18 protein-coding genes are annotated in these 20,056 nt (G+C 61.0%); 4 read left to right on the top strand and 14 right to left on the bottom strand.

Translation table 11 applies throughout. From position 1 onward, the window contains the following. Positions 1-160 precede the first annotated feature (160 nt). On the bottom strand, positions 161-448 hold the full coding sequence (locus tag ACRWA7_RS21025; protein ID WP_060817192.1) for a hypothetical protein: 288 nt from the start codon (positions 446-448) through the stop codon (positions 161-163). A gap of 171 nt (positions 449-619) precedes the next feature. Continuing rightward, on the bottom strand, positions 620-952 hold the full coding sequence (locus ACRWA7_RS21020; protein WP_438395861.1) for a BON domain-containing protein: 333 nt from the start codon (positions 950-952) through the stop codon (positions 620-622). 489 nt (positions 953-1,441) lie between these two features. Here ACRWA7_RS21020 and ACRWA7_RS21015 point away from each other — a divergent pair, with 489 nt between their 5' ends. Beyond that, positions 1,442-2,926, top strand: coding sequence for an RNA polymerase factor sigma-54 (locus ACRWA7_RS21015; protein ID WP_438395860.1), 1,485 nt, complete (start codon positions 1,442-1,444; stop codon positions 2,924-2,926). Between the two features lie 52 nt (positions 2,927-2,978). Here ACRWA7_RS21015 and ACRWA7_RS21010 read toward each other — a convergent pair whose 3' ends face one another. The 9 genes from ACRWA7_RS21010 to ACRWA7_RS20970 all read right to left on the bottom strand — a co-directional run bounded on the left by ACRWA7_RS21010 (position 2,979) and on the right by ACRWA7_RS20970 (position 9,990). Then, positions 2,979-3,827 (bottom strand): YihY/virulence factor BrkB family protein, encoded by an 849-nt coding sequence (locus tag ACRWA7_RS21010; protein WP_438396726.1) that lies wholly within the window; start codon positions 3,825-3,827, stop codon positions 2,979-2,981. 220 nt (positions 3,828-4,047) lie between these two features. Continuing rightward, on the bottom strand, positions 4,048-4,404 hold the full coding sequence (locus ACRWA7_RS21005; protein WP_244163910.1) for a chemotaxis protein: 357 nt from the start codon (positions 4,402-4,404) through the stop codon (positions 4,048-4,050). Positions 4,405-4,537: 133 nt separating this feature from the next. Next, positions 4,538-5,980: an alpha,alpha-trehalose-phosphate synthase (UDP-forming) gene (gene otsA / locus ACRWA7_RS21000; RefSeq protein ID WP_060817051.1), complete on the bottom strand. Its 1,443-nt coding sequence runs from the start codon at positions 5,978-5,980 to the stop codon at positions 4,538-4,540. A 198-nt stretch (positions 5,981-6,178) separates the two neighbouring features. Beyond that, on the bottom strand, positions 6,179-6,451 hold the full coding sequence (locus tag ACRWA7_RS20995) for a hypothetical protein (protein ID WP_060817052.1): 273 nt from the start codon (positions 6,449-6,451) through the stop codon (positions 6,179-6,181). A gap of 169 nt (positions 6,452-6,620) precedes the next feature. Then, on the bottom strand, positions 6,621-6,869 hold the full coding sequence (locus ACRWA7_RS20990; RefSeq protein WP_438395858.1) for a hypothetical protein: 249 nt from the start codon (positions 6,867-6,869) through the stop codon (positions 6,621-6,623). Positions 6,870-7,178: 309 nt separating this feature from the next. Beyond that, on the bottom strand, positions 7,179-8,585 hold the full coding sequence (locus ACRWA7_RS20985) for a sigma-54-dependent transcriptional regulator (protein ID WP_060817053.1): 1,407 nt from the start codon (positions 8,583-8,585) through the stop codon (positions 7,179-7,181). Positions 8,586-8,953: 368 nt separating this feature from the next. Further along, the gene (locus ACRWA7_RS20980; protein ID WP_438395856.1) at positions 8,954-9,211 is read right to left on the bottom strand and encodes a hypothetical protein; all 258 of its coding nucleotides are present in this window, start codon (positions 9,209-9,211) and stop codon (positions 8,954-8,956) included. A 69-nt stretch (positions 9,212-9,280) separates the two neighbouring features. Next, positions 9,281-9,598 carry a DUF883 family protein gene (locus tag ACRWA7_RS20975; protein ID WP_438395854.1) on the bottom strand — a complete coding sequence of 106 codons (318 nt, stop codon included), beginning with the start codon at positions 9,596-9,598 and terminating at the stop codon, positions 9,281-9,283. A 56-nt stretch (positions 9,599-9,654) separates the two neighbouring features. Further along, complete coding sequence (locus ACRWA7_RS20970) at positions 9,655-9,990, bottom strand: hypothetical protein (protein ID WP_438395852.1); 336 nt, start codon at positions 9,988-9,990, stop codon at positions 9,655-9,657. Positions 9,991-10,496: 506 nt separating this feature from the next. Here ACRWA7_RS20970 and ACRWA7_RS20965 point away from each other — a divergent pair. The 3 genes from ACRWA7_RS20965 (at position 10,497) to ACRWA7_RS20955 (ending at position 12,899) form a co-directional block, all read left to right on the top strand. After that, the gene (locus ACRWA7_RS20965) at positions 10,497-11,573 is read left to right on the top strand and encodes a sigma-54 interaction domain-containing protein (RefSeq protein ID WP_438395851.1); all 1,077 of its coding nucleotides are present in this window, start codon (positions 10,497-10,499) and stop codon (positions 11,571-11,573) included. A gap of 259 nt (positions 11,574-11,832) precedes the next feature. Then, positions 11,833-12,387: a hypothetical protein gene (locus ACRWA7_RS20960; protein WP_060817057.1), complete on the top strand. Its 555-nt coding sequence runs from the start codon at positions 11,833-11,835 to the stop codon at positions 12,385-12,387. Next, the gene (locus ACRWA7_RS20955) at positions 12,384-12,899 is read left to right on the top strand and encodes a hypothetical protein (RefSeq protein WP_438395850.1); all 516 of its coding nucleotides are present in this window, start codon (positions 12,384-12,386) and stop codon (positions 12,897-12,899) included. The genes ACRWA7_RS20960 and ACRWA7_RS20955 overlap by 4 nt, the downstream gene beginning before the upstream one ends. Positions 12,900-12,938: 39 nt before the next feature. Here ACRWA7_RS20955 and ACRWA7_RS20950 read toward each other — a convergent pair whose 3' ends face one another. The 3 genes from ACRWA7_RS20950 to ACRWA7_RS20940 form a co-directional block, all read right to left on the bottom strand. Further along, a complete protein-coding gene (locus ACRWA7_RS20950; protein WP_438395848.1) occupies positions 12,939-16,415 on the bottom strand; it encodes an autotransporter outer membrane beta-barrel domain-containing protein in 3,477 nt (1,158 codons plus the stop codon). A 334-nt stretch (positions 16,416-16,749) separates the two neighbouring features. Continuing rightward, positions 16,750-18,105: an ABC transporter ATP-binding protein gene (locus ACRWA7_RS20945; RefSeq protein ID WP_438395847.1), complete on the bottom strand. Its 1,356-nt coding sequence runs from the start codon at positions 18,103-18,105 to the stop codon at positions 16,750-16,752. Positions 18,106-18,173: 68 nt separating this feature from the next. Further along, positions 18,174-19,961 carry an ABC transporter permease gene (locus ACRWA7_RS20940; protein WP_060817060.1) on the bottom strand — a complete coding sequence of 596 codons (1,788 nt, stop codon included), beginning with the start codon at positions 19,959-19,961 and terminating at the stop codon, positions 18,174-18,176. Positions 19,962-20,056 lie beyond the last annotated feature (95 nt).

Below are 20,056 nucleotides of genomic sequence, written 5' to 3'. Positions count from 1 at the left end.
GGCTTTTTTAATTGGAGTGGCACGAAAGGAAGTTTGTGAGGCGTCCGGCTCCGCCATTCATTCCAGCGCGCGCGAAGATCGAAGCTCGAAAAACTAAAAAGCCGCGCTCGTTGCCGAGCGCGGCTTTTCTTTCAAGACTCTTGATAAGATTGCGCCTACGTCAATGCGGCGCGCCTTTGTCGTTTGTGCCCATCGCTGACGCCGCTGCTGCTGCAGACGCGCCGTGCAGATGCGATTTCTTGTCTTGCTGATGCAGGGTCGTGCCGCCCATGCCTTTCTTATGCATGCTCATTGTGCCCGACGCTGCCATCGCGCTGTCTGCATCACTCGGTCCGCCTGAATTGCCACCACCACCGCCCGCTGCTCCTCCGCCCGACTGGGCCATCGCCGGGGCCGCCAAAGCAAAAGCCACTGCACCAAGCAAAGCAAATTTCTTCGTATTTTTCATGGTCATCTCCAGTTCCTTGTGAGCCGGGCATCCGCGATAAAACCAGACACTCCGGAATCCAGTCATGTTATTCGTAGTTCTGATCAATTATGTCCGCCGTCATATCATCAACGGTCAGAGTAAAAATGCGGACGACCTCTCAGCGCGTCCGCATCATCTTCTCTTTAATGCTTACTGCACAACCTTCAGGTGATTCTTGACCGACTCGACGCCATCAACCTTTGCCACCACATCTTCAGCACCGGTCTTGTCGTCGGCCGTCGGCACCGTGCCCGTCAGCGAAACAATTCCCGCACGCGTCTTAACGTGGATGTGCGTGGACTTGACATTCTTCGCGCCCAGCAACTCAGCCTTGACCTTCGTCGTGATTGCAGAGTCATCGACCTTGGTGCCGATCGACGTGGAAGCGCCTGTTGCGTGCGTAGCGGTCTGCGCGTTGACGTTCAGCGCGAACACTACACAAGCAATACCGCCAGCTGCCTTCAGGAATTGGGTCGACTTCATAGAAATTCTCCTTTTTATCGAATTAACAGAACTGCGGAGTCCGCTGTCCTGGCTGAATCGCAGGCCGCCTCGTACGGCCGCAGCTTCGTTGCTGCATTAACCTGCTCGGTTTCATACCGGGAGTGTCAAACACCCTGGTCGCTCCCTCTACCGCAAGTAGCATGCCGGGACGCGTCCGGTAACTCGTGGACACGCCGCGCACGAATTGCCAGGGCCATATGTGGCAAAGCATGACGCCTGTTTTTACATGTGATGTTTTCTGTCCCCACGCTGCACAGTCCCAAACTTCAGGACCGCCGCGCTTTGCCGATATGCGTGTAAAAAGTGCGCGAAACCAGCTCGCATTAACGACATGCAGCCAGATGCCACTCCCGGAAATCTGCATTGAATCGTGTGTTCACGCACGCTGCACAACAATCATCGATCGCATGGCACGAGTGTTGCTCTTAGAGGTCGCACGAAAGACCCAATACTGAGGAACAATACGCAATGCCGCCTTCCCTCGAACTACGTACCAAGCAAAGCCTCGCGCTCACGCCGCGCCTTCAGCAGTCGGTTCGTCTACTGCAGCTTTCGTCGCTCGAGTTTCAGCAGGAATTGCGCAACGCGCTCGATACGAATCCCTTCCTCGAGTACGACGAGACGCAAGCAGAAGACAACGCGCTGTCCACCGACAACGGAAGTTCCATAGGCGACACGCCGACGCTCGGCGAAGCCACAGCGCCGGTCGATGCACCCATGGCCTCAGAAGGCAGCGCAGACGGTTCCGACACCAGCGATTCGCAGTCGCACGAAGACTCCATGAGCGAGTTCTCGTCCGATCCGTTTGGCCGCACATCGACACGAAACAACGGCGATGGTGAAGGCTCCGATCCTGCGGACTGGGTTCGCATCGAACCGTCCTTGCATGAAACGCTTCACGACACGCTGCGCCTTTATCCGATCAACGATCGTGACCGCGCCGTGGCGCAACTCATCATTGAAGCGCTCGATGACGACGGTTATTTGCGTCAGGACCTTCAGGAGTTGTCGGAACTGGTCGACATAGAACCCGCGCTGTCCGAAGACGAACTGAATATTGCGCTGAAGCTTGTGCAATCGCTCGACAAGCCGGGTGTTGGCGCGCGCACATTGTCCGAATGCCTGCGCCTGCAACTGGAGGCGCTGGAACCGGAAACGCCCGGACGGGCCGTGGCGCTCGAAATCGTGACGCATCATCTGGAAAGGCTCGCGCGCCGCGAGCAGGCTGAATTGCAGAAGAAGATTGGCTGCAGCGCCGACGAGTTGCGCATTGCCTGCGCTCTCGTGCGCAAACTCGATCCGAAACCGGGTTCGAACTATGGCGCCGCAGAAGACAATTACGTCGTGCCCGACGTGATCGTGCGTCAGGTCAAGAAGAACTGGGTCGTGACGATCAACCCCGCGGTGCTGCCGCGCGCGCGCATTCATCGCATGTACGCGGAACTGTTCGCGCAATCCGCTGGCGCAAGCCGTTCGCCGCTTGCCCAGCAATTGCAGGAAGCACGCTGGCTGATCCGTAACGCGCAGCAGCGCTTCACGACCATTCAGCGCGTGGCGGAATGCATTGTGTCGCACCAGAAAGCGTTCTTCGACTATGGCGAAATCGCGCTCAAGCCGCTGGTCCTGCGGGACGTGGCCGACGAACTCGAACTTCACGAATCGACCATCTCGCGCGCGACGGGCAACAAATATATGTCGACGCCGCGCGGCATTTTCGAGTTCAAGCACTTCTTCCCGCGCGAGTTGAGCACGGAAAGCGGCGGCACGTGTTCGGCGGCAGCTGTTCGTGCGTTGCTCAAGGAAATGATCGCGAAAGAAAGCAGCAGCGAGCCGCTTTCGGATGTCAGCCTCGCCAAGATGCTCGCGGACCAGGGCGTGATCGTCGCGCGCCGGACAGTGGCGAAATATCGCCACCTCATGAAGGTGCCCCCGGCGGAACTGCGTCGCGCTTGAACGAAGGCACGGTGGCAAAAAGCGCCCTTGAAGTGGATTCAAGGGCGTTTTTTTATCGCCAGCCGGACATATATTGCGTGCGTCTGCGACCCGCTGTCGCCGCGACTTCCGCGCCCAGCAAGAACACCGCCGCCGAGTAATACAACCACATCAGGATGATCGCGAGCGATCCCGCTGCACCGAAAGTATTCGTCATGCCTGCATGCTGCAAGTAAAACGCGAACAGCCGTTTGCCGCATTCAAACAGCAACGCAGCCGCCGATGCACCCAGCGCCGCGTCACGCCATTTCATGCGCGAACTCGGCAGGAACTTGAGCAGCACCGCGAACGCCAGCATCATCATGAAGAGCGAGATTGCGCGTTGTGCAAGCGCCGCGATCAGGAACGATGGACCATTCGTGCCAAGCACCCATTGGCCGACCAGAACTACGACGGCATCGAGCACGAGCAACGCGACAATCAGCAGACCCGCGCCGATCACGAACGCGAACGAGATCGCCCGCACGCGCAGGATGGCGAGAATGCTGTCGCGCGTGCTCGAAATCGGCGCGGGCCAGATTACGTTGAGCGCCGTATGAAGCGAGGAAAACGTCGCTGACGCACCGACCAGCACGCCCACGCCGGAAAGAATCGCGGTGCGCGCTGCAATGTCGGCGTGCCATGCATTTGCCACGATCGCTTCCAGGGCATGCGCCGCATCCGTTCCCACCACGCCCGCAATCTCGCCGAACAATCGCCCTTGCACTGCATCGGCGCCAAAAAAGATACTCGCGACCGCGATGATGATCACGAGCGTGGGTGCAATTGAAAACGCCGCAAAGAAAGCGATGGCGGCAGAGAACATGACACAGTGATCCTGCGACCACTGGACGACCGGCTCCTGGATCCAGGACCAGAACAATTTAAGTCTTTGGCCTTTGGGTTTCGATGTTGCCGTGGTCAAGAAATAGCGCTCCCGCAAAATGTCCGTAGTGTCCTTTCCCCGCGATGGTAGCGCGGAATCGCGGATTCATCGGCGGGAGTGGGTCGGGCCGCCTTTGCTTAGCATCGCTGATTTTTACGCGCAAAATAAAACGGCGCGCCTCGAAGGGCGCGCCGTTTTTGCATGAAGCCGCGAGATTTTACGGCTGTTCCTCGTTCTCATCGTTGGCCGGGTCGGCCGTCTCGTCATCGATTGCGCGGGTTTCGTCTTCTACTTCGTCCGGCAGGATATCCGAGTCGGGTTCGAGGTTGTTATCGCCATCCGCGGATGCCGTCTCGCCCGTTCCATAGCGGTCGGTGTCGCTGTTCAGTTCCGCGGCGGACTGGCCGAGCGCGTGCTGATCGAGTTCGTCCTCAATGTCGCCCGGATAGCGCTTTTCGCCCTGCACGTCCGAGCCGCTGTCCGACGAATCGCTCGGCCCCAGTGCGCCGGTTCCATGCCCCTTGCCAACCTCGACACCGCCCTCTTCGTCCGGATCCAATGTGCTTCCACTCATGATGACCTCCTGATTTGCGTGTACTCATCAACGCAAAACCCGTTCCGCGAAGCGCTGCCCGCGCAAATAAAAACCCCGCACGGCATAACCACGTGCGGGGCCTCGCTACACAGGGAACAAGCAAAAACGTATTTCAGCTCGATGCACGCGCCGGCCGCTTCGCTTCCGAAACCTGCCGTACCGCTTTTTTCGTCACCGACGCCGCGGCGGCCACGCTACGCAGATCGCGCAGGAAGGAATCGCGCCAAACGGAAAGATTGTTCTCGCGCAACGGCGCCATCATGTCGGTGTGACGCGCCTGGCGCTCGGCCAGCGGCATCGACAACGCACGTTCCAGCGCCTCGGACATCTGGGACAGGTCGAACGGATTGACCACCAGCGCGCCCGGCAACTGATCGGCTGCACCGGCAAATTGCGACAACACGAGCGCGCCCGGATCGGCGGGATCCTGCGACGCCACATATTCCTTCGCGACGAGGTTCATGCCGTCGCGCAACGGCGTGACATAACCCACTTGCGACAATCGGAACAACGCCATCAGCAAATTTCGATCGTACTTGCGATTCAGGTACTGGATCGGCGTCCAGTCGAGTTGCGCGAAGCGGCCATTGATTCGCCCGGCTTCGCCTTCCAGGTTTTGCCGGATGCGCTGATAGGTCTGGACATCGGAGCGTGTAGGCGGCGCGATCTGCACCATCGATACCCGGCCATGCCATCCCGGCGCATGAAGCAGCAAGCGTTCGAACGCCTGGAAGCGCTCGGCAAGGCCTTTTGAATAATCGAGGCGGTCCACGCTCATGATCAGCTTGCGGCCGCGCAAGCTGTCGCGCAGGCTCTTCACCGGCTTGCGATTCGAGAACTGCTCTGCAACCTTCGCAATGGCGTCAGGATAGATACCGATCGGATAGGCGCCGACCTTCAGCATGTGTCCATGCGCCTGCAACATCCCGTCTTCGCTGAGATGCCCGAGATGTCCCCGCTCGATGTAATCCACGAACGACTGTTTGTCCGCCTCGGTCTGGAATCCGACTATGTCATAGCTGCACATTGCCTTGATCAGTTCTTCGTGAGGCGGCACTGTGCGCAGGACTTCGGGAACGGGAAACGGGATGTGAAGGAAAAAACCGATCGGATTCTTGATGCCGGCGGCGCGGCACTCTTGTGCAAACGGCAGCAGATGATAATCGTGAACCCAGATGATGTCATCGGGCTCGAGCAACGGCTTCAGTTGCCTTGCAAGACTCGCGTTGACGCGCGCGTACCCGGCATATTCCTCGCGATCAAACCGCGACAAGTCATTGCGATAGTGAAAGGTCGGCCACAGCGTCGCGTTTGAAAAGCCGCGGTAGTACTGGTCATAATCGCGCCGCGTCAGCCCGACGGTCGCATACGTGACGTTGCCGCGCTTCTCTACCACGGGAGCCGATGCTTCACCGACAATCTCGCCGCTCCAGCCGAACCACACGCCGCCTGTCTCCTTTAGCGCGTCCAGAACGCCGATTGCCAGGCCGCCGGCTGCGGGCTTGCCCTCCTGGATCGGTGCGACGCGATTCGATACCACGATCAATCTGCTCATTACTGCTTCACCTCATCAGTTGTCGTTGCTCGTTCGAATTGACCGGAATAGCAATGCAAGAGACGTGCCGTTTTTTACAATCTATAAAATAAAAGTTGTGTATAAATGTGACAGACGAACAAAAACATCCGACACCTCGTCACGGCGCAGAAAATTTTGGTGGTTATCGGCACGGATTGCCCGGGCCGATTCTTCAAGTCAGGCGTCTTGCTCCGAGCCCAGGTCTCGCTGGTAGTCGATGCCTTCCTTGCGCACTCCACCTTGATTGTGATCGCCGTCCGGCGGTACGCCAGGCACGGGACGGTTCTGCCCTGCCGGGTCATGCGATGGTTCATCGTTGCTGGTTGCCGGAGCGGTCTGCGTCGAATCGATTGCCGCGATGTCCGGCGGGACCGAAGACTTGACGGACTCGGCGCGCGCCTCACGGCGCGACGTATGGCGCGCGGAACGGCGCAGTGCGGGATGTCTCATGGATGCCTCCAGGAAGAAGGCCGTCGGAGAAGTGGATCGGCGGCAGATCGCTGTGCGAAACAGCAATAATGACCGAAACGAACTCAGCTATACGGTCACTATTGCCTGATGCGTTGTAATGCCTACAGCGAGATGGAAAATTCTTCAAGAAAACCAGTGCAGCGTCGTATCAATGAAACGTGCCGGATACGTGCGGCGTTTCGTTCGGCGCCGGAGGCGGATCACCGATCGGCTGACTGGGCGGCGACGGTGGCTCGCGCGTCGGATCGGGAACGGTGTCGGGCGGCTCCTGCGGTGACGGCAGGGGCTGCTCGGGCGTGAACGGAGGATCCGGCGGCTGGGGCGTCTGTGCATACACGCCTCCGAGCAATTCAGCACGAGACAATCTTTGGGACGAAGACGAAGCGAGATCAGTCATGGCGGGCTCCCTGGATCTTGTGATGGTGACACTCGTACGAACCCGAAAAATCGAATCCGGCCAAGGACTCCTTGTTAGGCTCGCATCGCACGTCGCGCGTTTATCTCCGGCAACCCGCGCGAGCCAAACATCTCCTCACAGCAAGGGCCATGCCCTGCGTTTCGCTTTATCCCACGCGGCTACATCAGCCATGAACATTATCCGCGCTCATATTGCATGTGCAAACGAAAAACGCCCGTCCAAAGCGGACATCTTTCGATATCCCAATGAACGGGCGTTGTAGCCAAAAACCTGTAACCCGAACGCTGTTTAGCGGCCGTTGGCGCCTGCGTCGCCTACTTCGCTGGCTTCGCTTTCAGCCGCTTTGCTGGCTGCATCGTCGCCATATTCGACCAGGCGGTTATAGAGCGTCTTCAGGCTGATACCGAGAATTTCCGCCGCCCGCGTCTTCACGCCGCCGCACTGTTCGAGCGTCGCGAGGATCAGTTGGCGGTCCGCTTCGGCGAGCGACGTGCCGAACGGAATGGTCACCGCCGTTCCCGCCGATGGCTTCGACAACGAGATCTGCAACGGCACAGTGGCGGTACTGTCCGACTCGGCGCCCGACATGATGTAGGCGCGCTGCACGTAGTTCTTCAGCTCACGCACATTCCCCGGCCACGGGTAAGAAGCCAGCATGTCGCGCACGGCCGCCGGAAACGTCTTCTTGGTGTTGTAGCGGGAATTGAGTTCGTCGAGGAACGCCTGTCCGAGCAGTTCCACATCCGTACCACGATCCCGCAGCGGCGGAAGGTTGATCGGAAACACGTTGAGCCGGTGATACAAGTCGAGGCGCAGCTTACCTTCGAGCACGGCCTGCTCGGGATCGCGGTTCGTGGCCGCGATCAGGCGCACGTCGGTCTCGAGCTCCTTGGTCGTACCCACGCGCATGAACATGCCCGTTTCCAGCACGCGCAGGAGTTTCACCTGCAGTTCGATGGGCATCTCGGTGATTTCATCGAGGAACAGCGTGCCGCCGTTCGCGCGTTCGAAATAACCTTTGTGTTGCCGGTCGGCGCCGGTGAACGATCCACGCTCGTGGCCAAACATTTCCGACTCGATCAGGTTCGGCGATATCGCCCCGCAGTTCACGGCTATGAACGAATGCTTGCGACGCAAGCTCAGCTCATGCAGCGTCTGCGCGGCGACTTCCTTGCCGGTTCCCGATTCGCCGATCAACAGCACGGAAGCCGCCGTGGGTGCGACTCGGCCAACCTGGTCGTAGACGGTTTGCATGGCGGGCGAATTGCCGAGCATCAAACCGAAACGGCCCATGCGGCGCAGTTCGCCGCGCAGCGTGCCAATCTCGGCCTTCAGGTCGCCGGGACGCGGCAGACGGCTCAGGATCGCCTTCACGCGCTGCATGTTGATGGGTTTGACGAGATAATCCGTCGCGCCCATCTTCAACGCATTCACGGCGGACTCAACGGTCGCGTGGCCGGTAATGACGATGATTTCCACGCCCGAACGCGGATCGAGGTCCTCGAACAGGTCGACGCCCGATCCATCGGGCAATTTAAGGTCGGTGAAGACGACGTCAGGCGTCTGGCGCACGAGCTGGATCCGCGCTTCGCGCAGGTCGCCAGCAGTTGCAGTCGTCAGTCCATCTTCGCCGATGATCGCGGCTAGTGCCTCGCGGGTACTGGGATCGTCATCGACAATCAATACATGTGGCATGCGTCTCGAATTTATCCAAAGCGTTGAGGGTCACACGACGCTGAACGCGCCGCGGAGGTCTCTGGGAGCGCGGACCCTGCATTGCCCGTACGCATCAACGTACCGCGATGAAGGCTCGCCCACCAGGCCGAATGCGCACCGATGGAACTCAAGTACGCCGAAAGATGAAATACTTCCCGATTGACTGGCTACATGTCACCGCATTACGCAATTATTGCCATATAGCGTAGTTATTGCAGTGTGTTCTTCGATTATAAGGCTTTATCAAGATGAAACGCACGCCGGAGCGTGCGTTTGGATCATGTCTTGAGCCAACGTTCTGGCCTGCGCAAGCAGACGGCAATTGCCTTCGTTCGCCTTCGTTCGCTCTAGCTATGCGGAAAATGCCAGGCGTCGGGCGTTCCGCCCACTACGCCGTTGCCATTGCTCGCCGCACTGGCCGGCCTTGCGTCAACTGACGCCGATGCGGATGCCGGCGTAACGATCTTGCCGCCTTCGTCCTCCCATCGGTTCAAGTCGCGCGGGGCGCGTGTCGCTGTGTCGCGCCTCGCCTGCGCCCATTTCCATGCGAGTACGCTGCCAACCGCGAACAACGCTCCGAACAAGCCGATCTTCGGTCGTGCCATTGTGCATCTCCTTATCTTCAGATGATCGAGGCCTTCGTGCGGCCTCGATATGTGGCCTGTTTGCAGGGTTTATCGGGAAACGAGAATGCCAGCCAGGAAGCCAATGCCCGCAGCAATGCCAAGCGCCTGCCACGGGTTGTCGCGTGTATAGCGGACCGTGCCGTCGAGGCTCGCGCGGTATCGGTCCTGCGCGCCCGTCTGCGCCGCTTCGAGCGCGTGGCGGGCGGTATCGACGTGATCGCGCAAGCGCGCACGCAACGCATCCACGCCTTCCGCCGGCAGCGACGCGCTCAGGCGCACCAGTTCCTCGGAATCGTTCAGCAAGACCTTGATGTCTTCGATGATCTTCTGCTTGCCCAAAGAAATCTGGACTGTCGTTTGACTCATGTTGTGAAACCCCTTGCCATTGACTTGTGATTGATCGGCCGGCAGCGACATACGGTTCATGACGCGTGCTGGTCGAGTGCTGCAGCCGCGGTGTCGCCTTGACGTTCACGCAGTGTTCGCAGCATGCCGCCAAGCACCAGCGCGCAGCCGAACGAGGCGAACACGAAGCTTGTCACGCCCGCTGCGCGCGAAAGCGCCGGCGTGCCCGCGGCCCACGCCATCACCACGCACATGAGCGCGGTCACGAACGCCACGGCGGCCCAGTGATAGGCGTTGATCGGCTCGGCCGTGAGGAGTTCCTGACGTTCATCGACGCGTTGCGAGGCGCGTTCGCGACGTGCCGGGCGCGTGCGCTGTTGCACATGAATGTCGAAGTGAAGAGAATCTTCCATGGCTGTCTGCCGTATCACGGCCGTTCGATTGCAGATAACACATGCAACGCAGATTCCGTGCCATACGACCCAAAGCGCCGTAATATCTGGTCGTTCATGCCGTGCCGCTTGGCGCCGCGCAACCCGCTGGCTACCCCGGTCGCGTCCGGAGTACGCGTAACAATTACGCCCGGTCGTGTGTAAAGGAGGGGCGAGATCGGTGAAGCTTTCCGCTGGGTGAGCGCAATATGATGGATTGCGGATTTATTTGAGCCCCGATTACCCAAGCCGAGCAAAGCACGTTGCCGCTAAGTCGTTACGGATGGTTAAATACGGTTTACGAGATAAGTTGCACGCTCGCGCCGATCATCGAAACGGCCCTCCAACATTGCTTCGCCACTCGAGCGGCAGTGGGACCCTAGCCTGCCACTGACACGGCGCAATGCGTGCATCGCTGCGCTTCATCCCTGTCTTGGGGCCAGCGGCCAACCCCCGTCGCCCGAACAACTTTGCAGGACACAAGACTCATGGCGTCAACCGATCTGGACTCGCCGGCCGTCGCCTCCGGCGATACGCCATCGCAGAAGAAACGTAACGCGGGAGAGATTGCCGGATTGAAGTCATACGGACTTCTGTACGGTTCATCGCCCGTCATGATGGAGCTTTACTCGCAGATAGAACGCGTGGCGGCAACAGACGCCACCGCGTTGATCATTGGTGAATCGGGAACCGGCAAGGAGTTGATTGCCCGTACCATTCACGATCAAAGCGCGCGACGCGACGCGCCATTCGTGGCGGTCAATTGCGGTGCAATCCCCGATAACCTCATTGAACCCGAACTTTTCGGACATGAGAAAGGCAGCTTTACCGGCGCTGTTCAGGGACGCCTTGGTTATTTCGAACATGCCAATGGTGGGACGCTGTTTCTGGACGAAGTCACCGAGATGTCGCCCGTGCGTCAGGTCAAGCTGTTGCGCGCGCTTGAAACCGGAACGTTCTTTCGAGTTGGCGGCAATGAGCTGATTCACTCCGATGTCCGGGTCATCGCCGCGACCAATCGCGATCCTATTGTGGCGGTCAAGGAGAATGGCTTGCGCGAGGACTTGATGTATCGGCTGGCTGTGTTTCCGTTGCGCGCGCCGCCGCTGCGCGAACGCGACAGCGACCGCGAATTTCTCGCGCAGCATTTCCTCTCCGAGATGAACGCGCAAGAGGGGACCAACAAGTCGTTCAGCAAGCGCGCGATCGAGATGTTGCGGACGTATTCATGGCCTGGCAACGTGCGCGAACTGAAGAACACGATCTATCGTGCGTTCATTCTTGCCGAAAAGACCGTGGAGATTGCGCATCCGCATCTGGCGTCACGTGTGAAGAAGCCCGTCACGCAGGGCGATGCCATGAACGTCTGGGTCGGCACGCCTCTCGCCGATGCGCAGAAGCAGATCATCCTGGGTACGCTCAAGCATTGCGGCGGCGACAAACGCCGCGCTGCAAAAGCGCTCGGCGTGAGCCTGAAGACGCTTTACAACCGGCTCGGCACTTATGAAAACGAGGGTGGCGAAGGAGAGCCTTCAGCTTCCGGTTCCGAGGCTGCCGAAAGCTGAGTGCAAGTCAATGTGCAATCGATGAATCGTTCGTCGGTTCATCGATTGCGTTCAGCCAACTGTCACGCCAGTTTTTCATTTTGCGCACCACGTTCCCCGCATTTGCAATTTCTTGCAAATTTCTATGCCCGGCGTTTCGCTATGTCATTCAAAATGCGCGGGCGCTCCGATTGCTTAAGTGTTGCCCGATCAGTGTTCGCACGAGCAAAGCGGTTGCCGTCATCGAAAGAATAAGGAAAGGCGAGGAAGGAATAGCACCATGCAGAAAACGATTCACCGGCGTCCAGCTCACGCCGCGGCACTGGCAACGCTTCTAGTCGGAGCGATCGCGTGTTCCACCCTTTCAGGTTGCAGTTCCCTATATAGCGAAGGCGCCGTGGCAGGCGCCGGTATTGCCGGCGCAGCGGTCGCGGGCAGCGTGACGCGCAATGCGGCTGTTGCGACAGGTATCGGCCTGGGCGCTGTTGCTGCTGCCAAAGCAGGCGTTCAGTACAGCGAGCGCGTGATGCACACCTATACGCAGGACCGGATCGCGGGCGCAGCCGGTCCTCTCGCCGTGGGCGCCGTAGCGACATGGGCGGCGGTGCATACCGTGCCTATAGAGCCGGATGAGAAAGGCCGCGTGACGGTCAGCCGCACCATCAGCACGGGCACGCTCGACTGCAAGGAAATCGTCTTTTCGGTGGACACCGACGCCACCAAGGACAAGCCTGCCGATAGCGGCTTCTACGTAGCTTCGATCTGCCGCGATGGACAGACGTGGAAGTGGGCGTCGGCAGAACCCGCCACGCCTCGTTGGGGCGCGCTGCAATGAGGCCCGGCCTGAGCTTGATGCTCGCGGCAGGCGTTGCTGCGAGCTGCGTATTCATGAGCGGATGTGCATCGATTGGTGCGGCGGCGGGCGCGGCGGCGGGTGTATCGACTGGCGTGGTGACGAGCAATCCGGCGATTGGCTTCGGCGTGGGCATCGCGGTCCAGGCCGCCACCGACGAAGCCGTCGCGCGTCTCATGAAGCGCCTGCACAGCGATCAACAGATCGCCATTGCGACGACCGCGGGCGACCTTCCCATCGGCGACGAAAAAGCGTGGAAGGTGAAGCACACGCTGCCGGTGGAAAACGGCCATGGCAATGTGCGCGTGCTGCGCGAGTTCAGCAGCGCGCTTGCGACATGCCGCGAGTTCGCTTTCTCGGTTGCCGATGGCGACAAGCCCGATGCACATCAGGACTGGTTCCTCGCGCAAGCCTGCAAGGGCAACGACAACAGCGGCGGATGGAAATGGGCATCGGCGGAACCGGCCGTGGCGCGTTGGGGAAATCTGCAATAACGCGGCGGCGCATGCCCGCCGCCGTGCGCGCCGACATGCTCACCAGCGCCAGCGCACGCCCGCGTCGCCGCCTATGACCGCGCGCGTGGCTCCGCCGACGTTCATCGCGTAATGGACGTTGGCGAACAGGCTGCCGCGAGCGCCGATGTTGATGGCCACGCCGGTTTGGAAATCGACCAGCGTCGCCGATGACGGTGCCGGAATCGTGGTGGAATCGCCGAAACCCACGTGGCTCGATGTGTCGAAGTAACGCCACAGATTCACACGCGCATACGGCTGCCAGGTCGCCCCGCCCGCTTGCCAGCGCCCTGCCACGCGTAGCCCCAGCCGTGCGGCGAGCGAACTGGGGTTATCGAAGGTGACGGGCGAGACGCCGTCGTTCAGGTCGTTGATGGACACGCGCTGCCAGATCACCTGCGCCTGCGGTTCAATGCTCACGCCAGCCAGCAACGCCAGCGGCAATCCTCCTTCCACTGATCCGGCTATCGAATGGCCGTGCGTGGTCACGCTGATGCCATCGTTGGACGATGGCTTGATCGTCAATGCGCTGCCCGTGACGATGGTGTCCGTGTACCAGCCGCTCGGGCCGATGTACGTCCAGTACGCGCCCACACTCGCCGAATCCACGTCCACACTGCCTGCCTGAACCGACGGCATGCCAAGCGCGAAACCGCTGATATCGCCCGAAGCGCGCGCAGCGCCCAGCAGCAAACCATAGTGATTTCGATTTCCTGACGGCGTTGTATTGGCGTAGATGTCCTGGCCAATCTGCGTGCCGCCCGTAAAACCGCTGAAATGCGGATCGACGCCGGTGTCGCTGCCAACGCGTGCATGATTGCCCCAGACGCGAGCCCAGGTTGCGGGCAGCGTGCCGGTTTCGTCGAGTTGCGACTGGTCGCCGTGCCGATCGTGAAAAGTGCCGATCTGATCGATGACAAGCTCGCGCGTGATCGATGGGATCGCCGCGTAGAGCGGGACTTCGATGCGGTAAAGCGGCGTTGTTGTGGCGGGTGAAGACGGCGCGTCCGGCGGCGGCGACGTTGGCGTGGTTGGCCCCGTGGGTGGTGGCGGCGCGGGGGGCTCGGTGGGACCGGATGGCGCTGTTGGATCGGTTGGCGGTGGCGCAGGCGGAACTGGCGGGGCGGGCGGTTCCGGTGGCGCAGGAGGGGCCGGTGGCGCGGGCGGAGACGGCGGCGAAGGTGGTGTCGGCGGCACAGGCGGCGCCGTCGTCACACTCGACCGCAAATACCAGTTGTCTCCGCTTCCCGCAGTCACGCCGCCTCGAAACAGGGCATACGTAAACGCTCCCGCCTTGACCGGGCTCGCCAACGAAAACGCCGTCGCCGCCGTCGTTGCGCCCTGAAGTGTCTGCACGACCATGATTCCATCGGATATCGTCTGGGCGCCCGCGCCGCCCGCGTTCCTTACGCCTATCGACGTATCGCCGGTGGCGCTGCCCTGCGATATCACGAGTTTCCCGCTCGGCGAACCATCCGCGCCAAGGACGCTGTCCACGAGTAGCCGGCCGGCGCGCCCCGCATAATCGCCGTTCACAACAAGGGTGTTGCGTGTACTGCCGCTCAGGTCGATCACACCCGCATTGCCCACCGATACCCGCGCGCCCGCCACGGCCGCCATGATCGCCGATGTCCCGCCGCCATTCCACGCAAGCGAACTGGTTGAATCGATGTCGAGCGCGCCCGTTCGCGTTCCGGCGTCGCCGAGCGTGAGGCCTTGAGCATCGAGCGTCACGCGGCTGGCGTTCGTTATCGCCACACTTTCCCAGTTCACAAAGCGGCTCGATCCACTTGCATCGACGTGGCTGAACGTGAGCGTGTCGCGGCCCGCGCCGGCATCGAAGATCGACGTAGACGAGAGTTGCGCGTCGCTCAGATTTGACAGCGTGGCTTCGGTTTGTCCCGAGCCAAACGTGACAGCGCCGGTGATCGTGCCGCCGTCGAGCCATTTGAACGTGGTTTGCCCATCGCCCGCCGTGAGGCCGCGCGCAATGGAACCGCCCGAGACCGTGACGGCGTTCGTGCCGTTGCCAAGCGTCACCGCGCCGCCAATCGTCCCGCCCGATAACGCCACGGACGTATCCCCCGCACCGGCTGTCAGGTCCGAGTCGATTGCCCCGCCGGACATCGTAAAGGTGTTCTGCGCGGCCGTCAGTCCAACGCTGCCAATGCGCCCGCCAGTGATGTCCGCCACGCCGCCGTTGGTCAGGCCTCCCATCACGCGGCCGCCGCTGAGCGTGAAGCGCGGTTGCGGACCACCCTGGTCGACGTCATCGACCTGTCCTGCGCGCATCACGAAAGTATTGATGCCGGTGCCCTGCCGGATCAGGCCGCTGACCGTGCCGCCATCCATGTTGAACGTGTTCGTGCCGGTATCGGTCCAGACCGCAATACCGCCGCCACTCGAAATCTGGCCAGTGTTCGTGATCGTGATGACATAAGGCCCGGTCGATGAAACAGCAAGATTGCTGCCGCCCGATATCACGCCGCTATTCACGATATCCGCGTTGCCGCCCACGACCGATATCCCCACGTTGCCGCCCGAAATCGTCCCGGCGTTGGTGAAGCTGCCGCCGCCGTTGGCATCGATACCGTTGTTCAGATCGCTCGCAATGCGCGCCCCGGCCGCGTTCACCAGCGTGACCTCATGCGAAAAGAAAGCGCCAAGCCCGTCCGTTCCGTGCGCGACCACCGACCCCGTGTTCGTGATGAGACCCGGCGAGGCATCGAGTGAAACAATGCCGTGTGCGTTCGACCCATAGGTATCGATGGAACCGTGGTTGGTCAGCGTGTTGTTGCCCGCCGCTCCGTTCGCAAAGAGGCCGTGCGAATTCGCGCCCGTTGTGCTTATGGAACCATTGTTGACGAGCGCGTCGCCGGTGGTTTGGGACGCCATGCCATACGAGCCGTCGCCGGATGTCGTCAGCGTGCCGTTATTGGTCAGCGTCCCGCCGCCTGCTGTGGAGAAATCGAGCATCGCGGCCGAGTTCGCCCCGCTCGTGCCGATCACCCCGCCCGCCGCGTTCAACATGGTGACTGCGGCGGAACCGTTGTACATGCCTTCAGACTCGGTGCCGGTGGTGTGGATCGAACCCGCGTTGGTCAGCGTATTATGTCCGAAACCGGACGGCGTGCCTTCGGAGGTGATGCCGTCGAAGGTATCGCCTGTGACCTGCAGCGTGCCGAGATTCGTGACGGTGCTCGAATCCCGCACACCGACCGCACTGCTGTTGCTCACGCTGATGCCCGCACCCGGCTGAACGAGCACGCTGACACCCGTGCTTCCGCCAACAGCCACGACTCCCGCCGATGGATTCGGCAACCCCGAATCGCACGTCACGGATTCGCCGCTGACGGGCGCGAAGTTATCGCAATTACCAAGCGCTGACGGCATGCGCAGCAGGCACGTCACACCGATAGCCAAACCCGGCAGACGCCTTGTTCGCAGGAACCTCGCATGGGGTAACGGCAAACGCGGCTTGGGCGTGGTTGCGGGCATCGTTTCGAGCTCCTTGTTTGCAGCCAACGAGGCAGGGCGTCCAGCGTAGAGTACGTTTTGCGCTTCGGCAATCTTGTGGAAATCGATTCAATGCGGCCTGTCGAAAACGAACGGCACCATAATGGACAAGGGTTTGCGTCCGATGCGAAACGACCTTGCCGGACGTTGCCGTCGAGAAACACAATGGCCGGATTTCGCGCATGCAAACGAAGCAAGGCGACCGATTGGCTTCAGAAACCAGAACGTTTGAATGCAAAAAACGCGGCGTCTGTTTCCAGAACCGCCGCGTTTTTTTTAACGTGCACCGCCGTAAGGCGCATGCCTCAGCGTGGCATCACGACTCCACGTCTTCCAGGCTGAAGATTTCCGTCTGGTCGTTGTACGAGAAAATCTCGCCATAGCGGCCCCAGTTGATGACGGCGTCAAGCGTTTCCTCGGCGGCTTTATCTGAGAGGAAGTCTTCCAGTTCCTGCTCGAAGCGAACCCGCGGCGCACGATGCCCCGGTCGTTCGTTCAGCACCTTCTTGATCCGCGCGGCGAGCGGCACGTGCCGCAACAAATGCTCCGCGAACATCATCTTGCGTTCCTGCGTGCCGAATTCGGCAAATACGCGCGCGGGCGGCGTCAGGAAAATATCGCCTTCGCGGACATCGGCGAATCCAAGGTGCTGCAACACTTCCGCGACCGGGAACAGATCGTCCACTTCCAGATGCAGCGTGCGCGCGATTTCCGGCATGTCGGCGCGGCCATGGTAAGGATCGGCGGCAAGCGTTTCGATCAAACCCGCCATCAGGTTGGTCGAAACCTGCGGCAGCCAGCTGCTCAACTCAAGCCCCTTCTTCTTCTCTTCGCCAACCTGACGCGCGGTCATCTTGGCGTAGATATCGTCGACAAGCCGCCTGAACGCCGGATCGAGACGGTTGCGCGGATGCTTGAACGGCACGCGGATCTCGGCCATCACGCGTCCCGGGTTGGACGCCAGCACCAGAATCCGGTCGCACATGAACACCGCTTCCTCGATGTTGTGCGTCACGATCAGCACCGACTTGATCGGCATCTTGCCTTGCGTCCAGAGGTCGAGCAGATCGGTGCGCAAGTTCTCGGCGGTGAGCACGTCGAGCGCGGAAAACGGCTCGTCCATGAGCAGCAGCGTCGGATCGACGACCAGCGCGCGCGCGAAGCCCACGCGCTGGCGCATCCCGCCCGACAATTCGCGCGGGTACGCGTTTTCGAACCCATCGAGACCAATCAGGTCGATGGCCGCCAGCGCGCGCTCGCGCCGCTCTTTCGACGGCACGCCCTGCGCCTCCAGCCCCGCTTCCACGTTCTGCAGAACGGTGAGCCACGGAAACAGCGCGAAGGTCTGGAACACCATCGCCACGCCTTTCGCCGGGCCGGCGAGCGGCTCGTTCAGATAGGTGACCTGGCCGCCCGTTGGCTCGATCAAGCCCGCGATGATCCGCAACAGCGTGGATTTCCCCGATCCAGACCGGCCGAGAAGACCTACGATCTCGCCTTCGTGCAGCTTCAGGTTGACGTCCTCGAGCACGAGCAGTTCGCCCTGCGTCTTGTTGAAACCGCGGCTCACCTGGTCGACGTGAAGAATTTCCTTGCCGAGGCGAGCAGGCGTGGAGGGAGACGGCGGCATTGGAGTGGTCGGATTCGTCTGCGTTGGCATGGGCGCTCGCATGTTACTGATTACAAGATGATGTGGCCGCTGGCGACCAGCGTTGAAAATCCAGGGGTTTTACCGGGCGTTCAATCCAGGCGCAATCGCGCTTCGGCGAAGGCGAACAGCGGACGCCACAGGAGCCGGTTGAAAAGCGTGACGAACAGCGACATCACCGCGATCCCTAGGATGATCTTCGGATAATCGCCATTGACCGTGCTTTCCGCAATGTACGCGCCCAGTCCGTGCGCCACGATCTTGGTATTTCCCCACGATACCGCTTCGGCCACGATGCTCGCATTCCACGCGCCGCCCGACGCCGTGATCGCGCCGGTCACGTAGTAAGGGAAGATGCCCGGCAAGATGGCCTGGCGCCACCACTGCCAGCCCTTGATCTGGAAATTGGTCGCGGCCTCGCGGTAGTCGTTCGGATACGACGTCGCGCCGGCAATCACGTTAAAAAGGATATACCACTGCGTGCCGAGCACGATCAGGGGCGAGAGCCAGATATCCGGGTTCAGGTTGAACTTCACGATCACCACGACAAACACCGGGAACAGCAGGTTCGCCGGGAACGCGGCGAGAAACTGCGCGAGCGGCTGGATCTTGCTCGCAAGCGCGGGCCGCAGCCCGATCAGCACGCCGATCGGCACCCAGATCACCGACGCAATCGCAATCAGCACCACCACGCGGAACAGGGTGATCAACCCAAGCCAGAAGACGTGCCCGACTTCACGCCACGAGACGCCCGACGAGACGAACACGGTGACCTTCCAGACCACGAACGCGGTCAGCGCCACGACAATCGTCGCCCAGACGATGTCGCCGATGCGCGACGCGTTCCGGGCTCTCGCCGGCGTCGATGTAAACACCGACGCCGCGCTCGCCAGGAGCGGCAGCTTCACGCCTTGCAGCGACGGCAGCCTGAGCGGCACGCGCGCCAGCTTGCCGATCAGCCAGCCTGCGGGGACGAGCAATTGGTGAATCAGGCGCGTGCGCCGGATCAGGTCGAGCAGCCAGGATTCGGGCACATTGCCCGAGCTCGTGTTTTCCATGCGGAATTTATCGGCCCAGGCAACGAGCGGGCGGAACATGAGCTGATCGTAGGCGAGGATCACGACCGTCATGGCGAGGATCACCCAGCCGATCGCGCCGAGATTGCGCTCGCCAATAGCGGTCGCCAGATACGCGCCGATGCCCGGCAGCACGATGGTACGGTTGCCCACCACGATCGCTTCCGAGGCGACTACGAAGAACCAGCCGCCGGACATCGACATCATCATGTTCCAGATGAGGCCCGGCATGGAGAACGGCACTTCGAGCTTCCAGAAGCGCTGCCAGTTGGTGAGGTGAAAGCCGCGCGAGACTTCATCCAGGTCGCGCGGCACCGTGCGCAGCGACTGGTAGAAGCTGAACGTCATGTTCCACGCCTGGCTCGTGAAGATGGCGAAGATCGCCGCGAGTTCGGCGCCGAAAACGCGCCCGGGGAACAACGCGAGAAAAAACGTGACGGTAAAGGAGATGTAGCCGAGCACCGGCACCGACTGCAGGATGTCCAGAATCGGCACGAGCACGATGGACGCGCGCCTGCTCTTGGCCGCGAGCGTGCCATAGATCAGCGTGAATACGAGCGATGCGACCATCGCGGCGAGCATGCGCAGCGTGGTGCGCAGCGCGTACTCGGGCAAATTCGACGGATCCAGCGAAATAGCCTGCGTCTGCAGCGTTGAGATGGGCGCAAGCGTCTCGTGAAAGCCCACCGCGGTCAGCGCGAGGATGCAGATGATCAGTGGGAACGCGACGAAGTCCCATCGATTCGGTAATAGACGCCACGCCGAAGCATTCGCCGTGCGAGTCAGGTTGAAGCCAAAATCCATTGCACGCCCTCTCCGTTGAGGCTTGTTGCGGCCGGAGCGCCCTCGTCAGGGCATTCTCCGGCGTCTGTATTCCTGTGTGTATTCCTGTGCGCCGG

The sequence above is a fragment of the Caballeronia sp. DA-9 genome (assembly GCF_051615025.1).
Classification (GTDB): Bacteria; Pseudomonadota; Gammaproteobacteria; order Burkholderiales; family Burkholderiaceae; genus Caballeronia; species Caballeronia sordidicola.
The sequence above is the reverse complement of the archived record's forward strand: the minus strand, read 5'-3'. Positions and strand labels throughout refer to the sequence as shown.

Bases quoted from the DNA above. Each gene is read 5' to 3' on its own strand.
- ACRWA7_RS21025 (WP_060817192.1), bottom strand. From the start codon at position 448: ATGAAAAATACGAAGAAATTTGCTTTGCTTGGTGCAGTGGCTTTTGCT.
- ACRWA7_RS21005 (WP_244163910.1), bottom strand. From the start codon at position 4,404: ATGAGTGGAAGCACATTGGATCCGGACGAAGAGGGCGGTGTCGAGGTT.
- ACRWA7_RS20950 (WP_438395848.1), bottom strand. From the start codon at position 16,415: ATGCCCGCAACCACGCCCAAGCCGCGTTTGCCGTTACCCCATGCGAGG.
- ACRWA7_RS21020 (WP_438395861.1), bottom strand. From the start codon at position 952: ATGAAGTCGACCCAATTCCTGAAGGCAGCTGGCGGTATTGCTTGTGTA.
- ACRWA7_RS20995 (WP_060817052.1), bottom strand. From the start codon at position 6,451: ATGAGACATCCCGCACTGCGCCGTTCCGCGCGCCATACGTCGCGCCGT.
- ACRWA7_RS20970 (WP_438395852.1), bottom strand. From the start codon at position 9,990: ATGGAAGATTCTCTTCACTTCGACATTCATGTGCAACAGCGCACGCGC.
- otsA (WP_060817051.1), bottom strand. From the start codon at position 5,980: ATGAGCAGATTGATCGTGGTATCGAATCGCGTCGCACCGATCCAGGAG.
- ACRWA7_RS20955 (WP_438395850.1), top strand. From the start codon at position 12,384: ATGAGGCCCGGCCTGAGCTTGATGCTCGCGGCAGGCGTTGCTGCGAGC.
- ACRWA7_RS20990 (WP_438395858.1), bottom strand. From the start codon at position 6,869: ATGACTGATCTCGCTTCGTCTTCGTCCCAAAGATTGTCTCGTGCTGAA.
- ACRWA7_RS20960 (WP_060817057.1), top strand. From the start codon at position 11,833: ATGCAGAAAACGATTCACCGGCGTCCAGCTCACGCCGCGGCACTGGCA.
- ACRWA7_RS20985 (WP_060817053.1), bottom strand. From the start codon at position 8,585: ATGCCACATGTATTGATTGTCGATGACGATCCCAGTACCCGCGAGGCA.
- ACRWA7_RS20965 (WP_438395851.1), top strand. From the start codon at position 10,497: ATGGCGTCAACCGATCTGGACTCGCCGGCCGTCGCCTCCGGCGATACG.
- ACRWA7_RS20975 (WP_438395854.1), bottom strand. From the start codon at position 9,598: ATGAGTCAAACGACAGTCCAGATTTCTTTGGGCAAGCAGAAGATCATC.
- ACRWA7_RS20980 (WP_438395856.1), bottom strand. From the start codon at position 9,211: ATGGCACGACCGAAGATCGGCTTGTTCGGAGCGTTGTTCGCGGTTGGC.
- ACRWA7_RS20940 (WP_060817060.1), bottom strand. From the start codon at position 19,961: ATGGATTTTGGCTTCAACCTGACTCGCACGGCGAATGCTTCGGCGTGG.
- ACRWA7_RS20945 (WP_438395847.1), bottom strand. From the start codon at position 18,105: ATGCGAGCGCCCATGCCAACGCAGACGAATCCGACCACTCCAATGCCG.
- ACRWA7_RS21015 (WP_438395860.1), top strand. From the start codon at position 1,442: ATGCCGCCTTCCCTCGAACTACGTACCAAGCAAAGCCTCGCGCTCACG.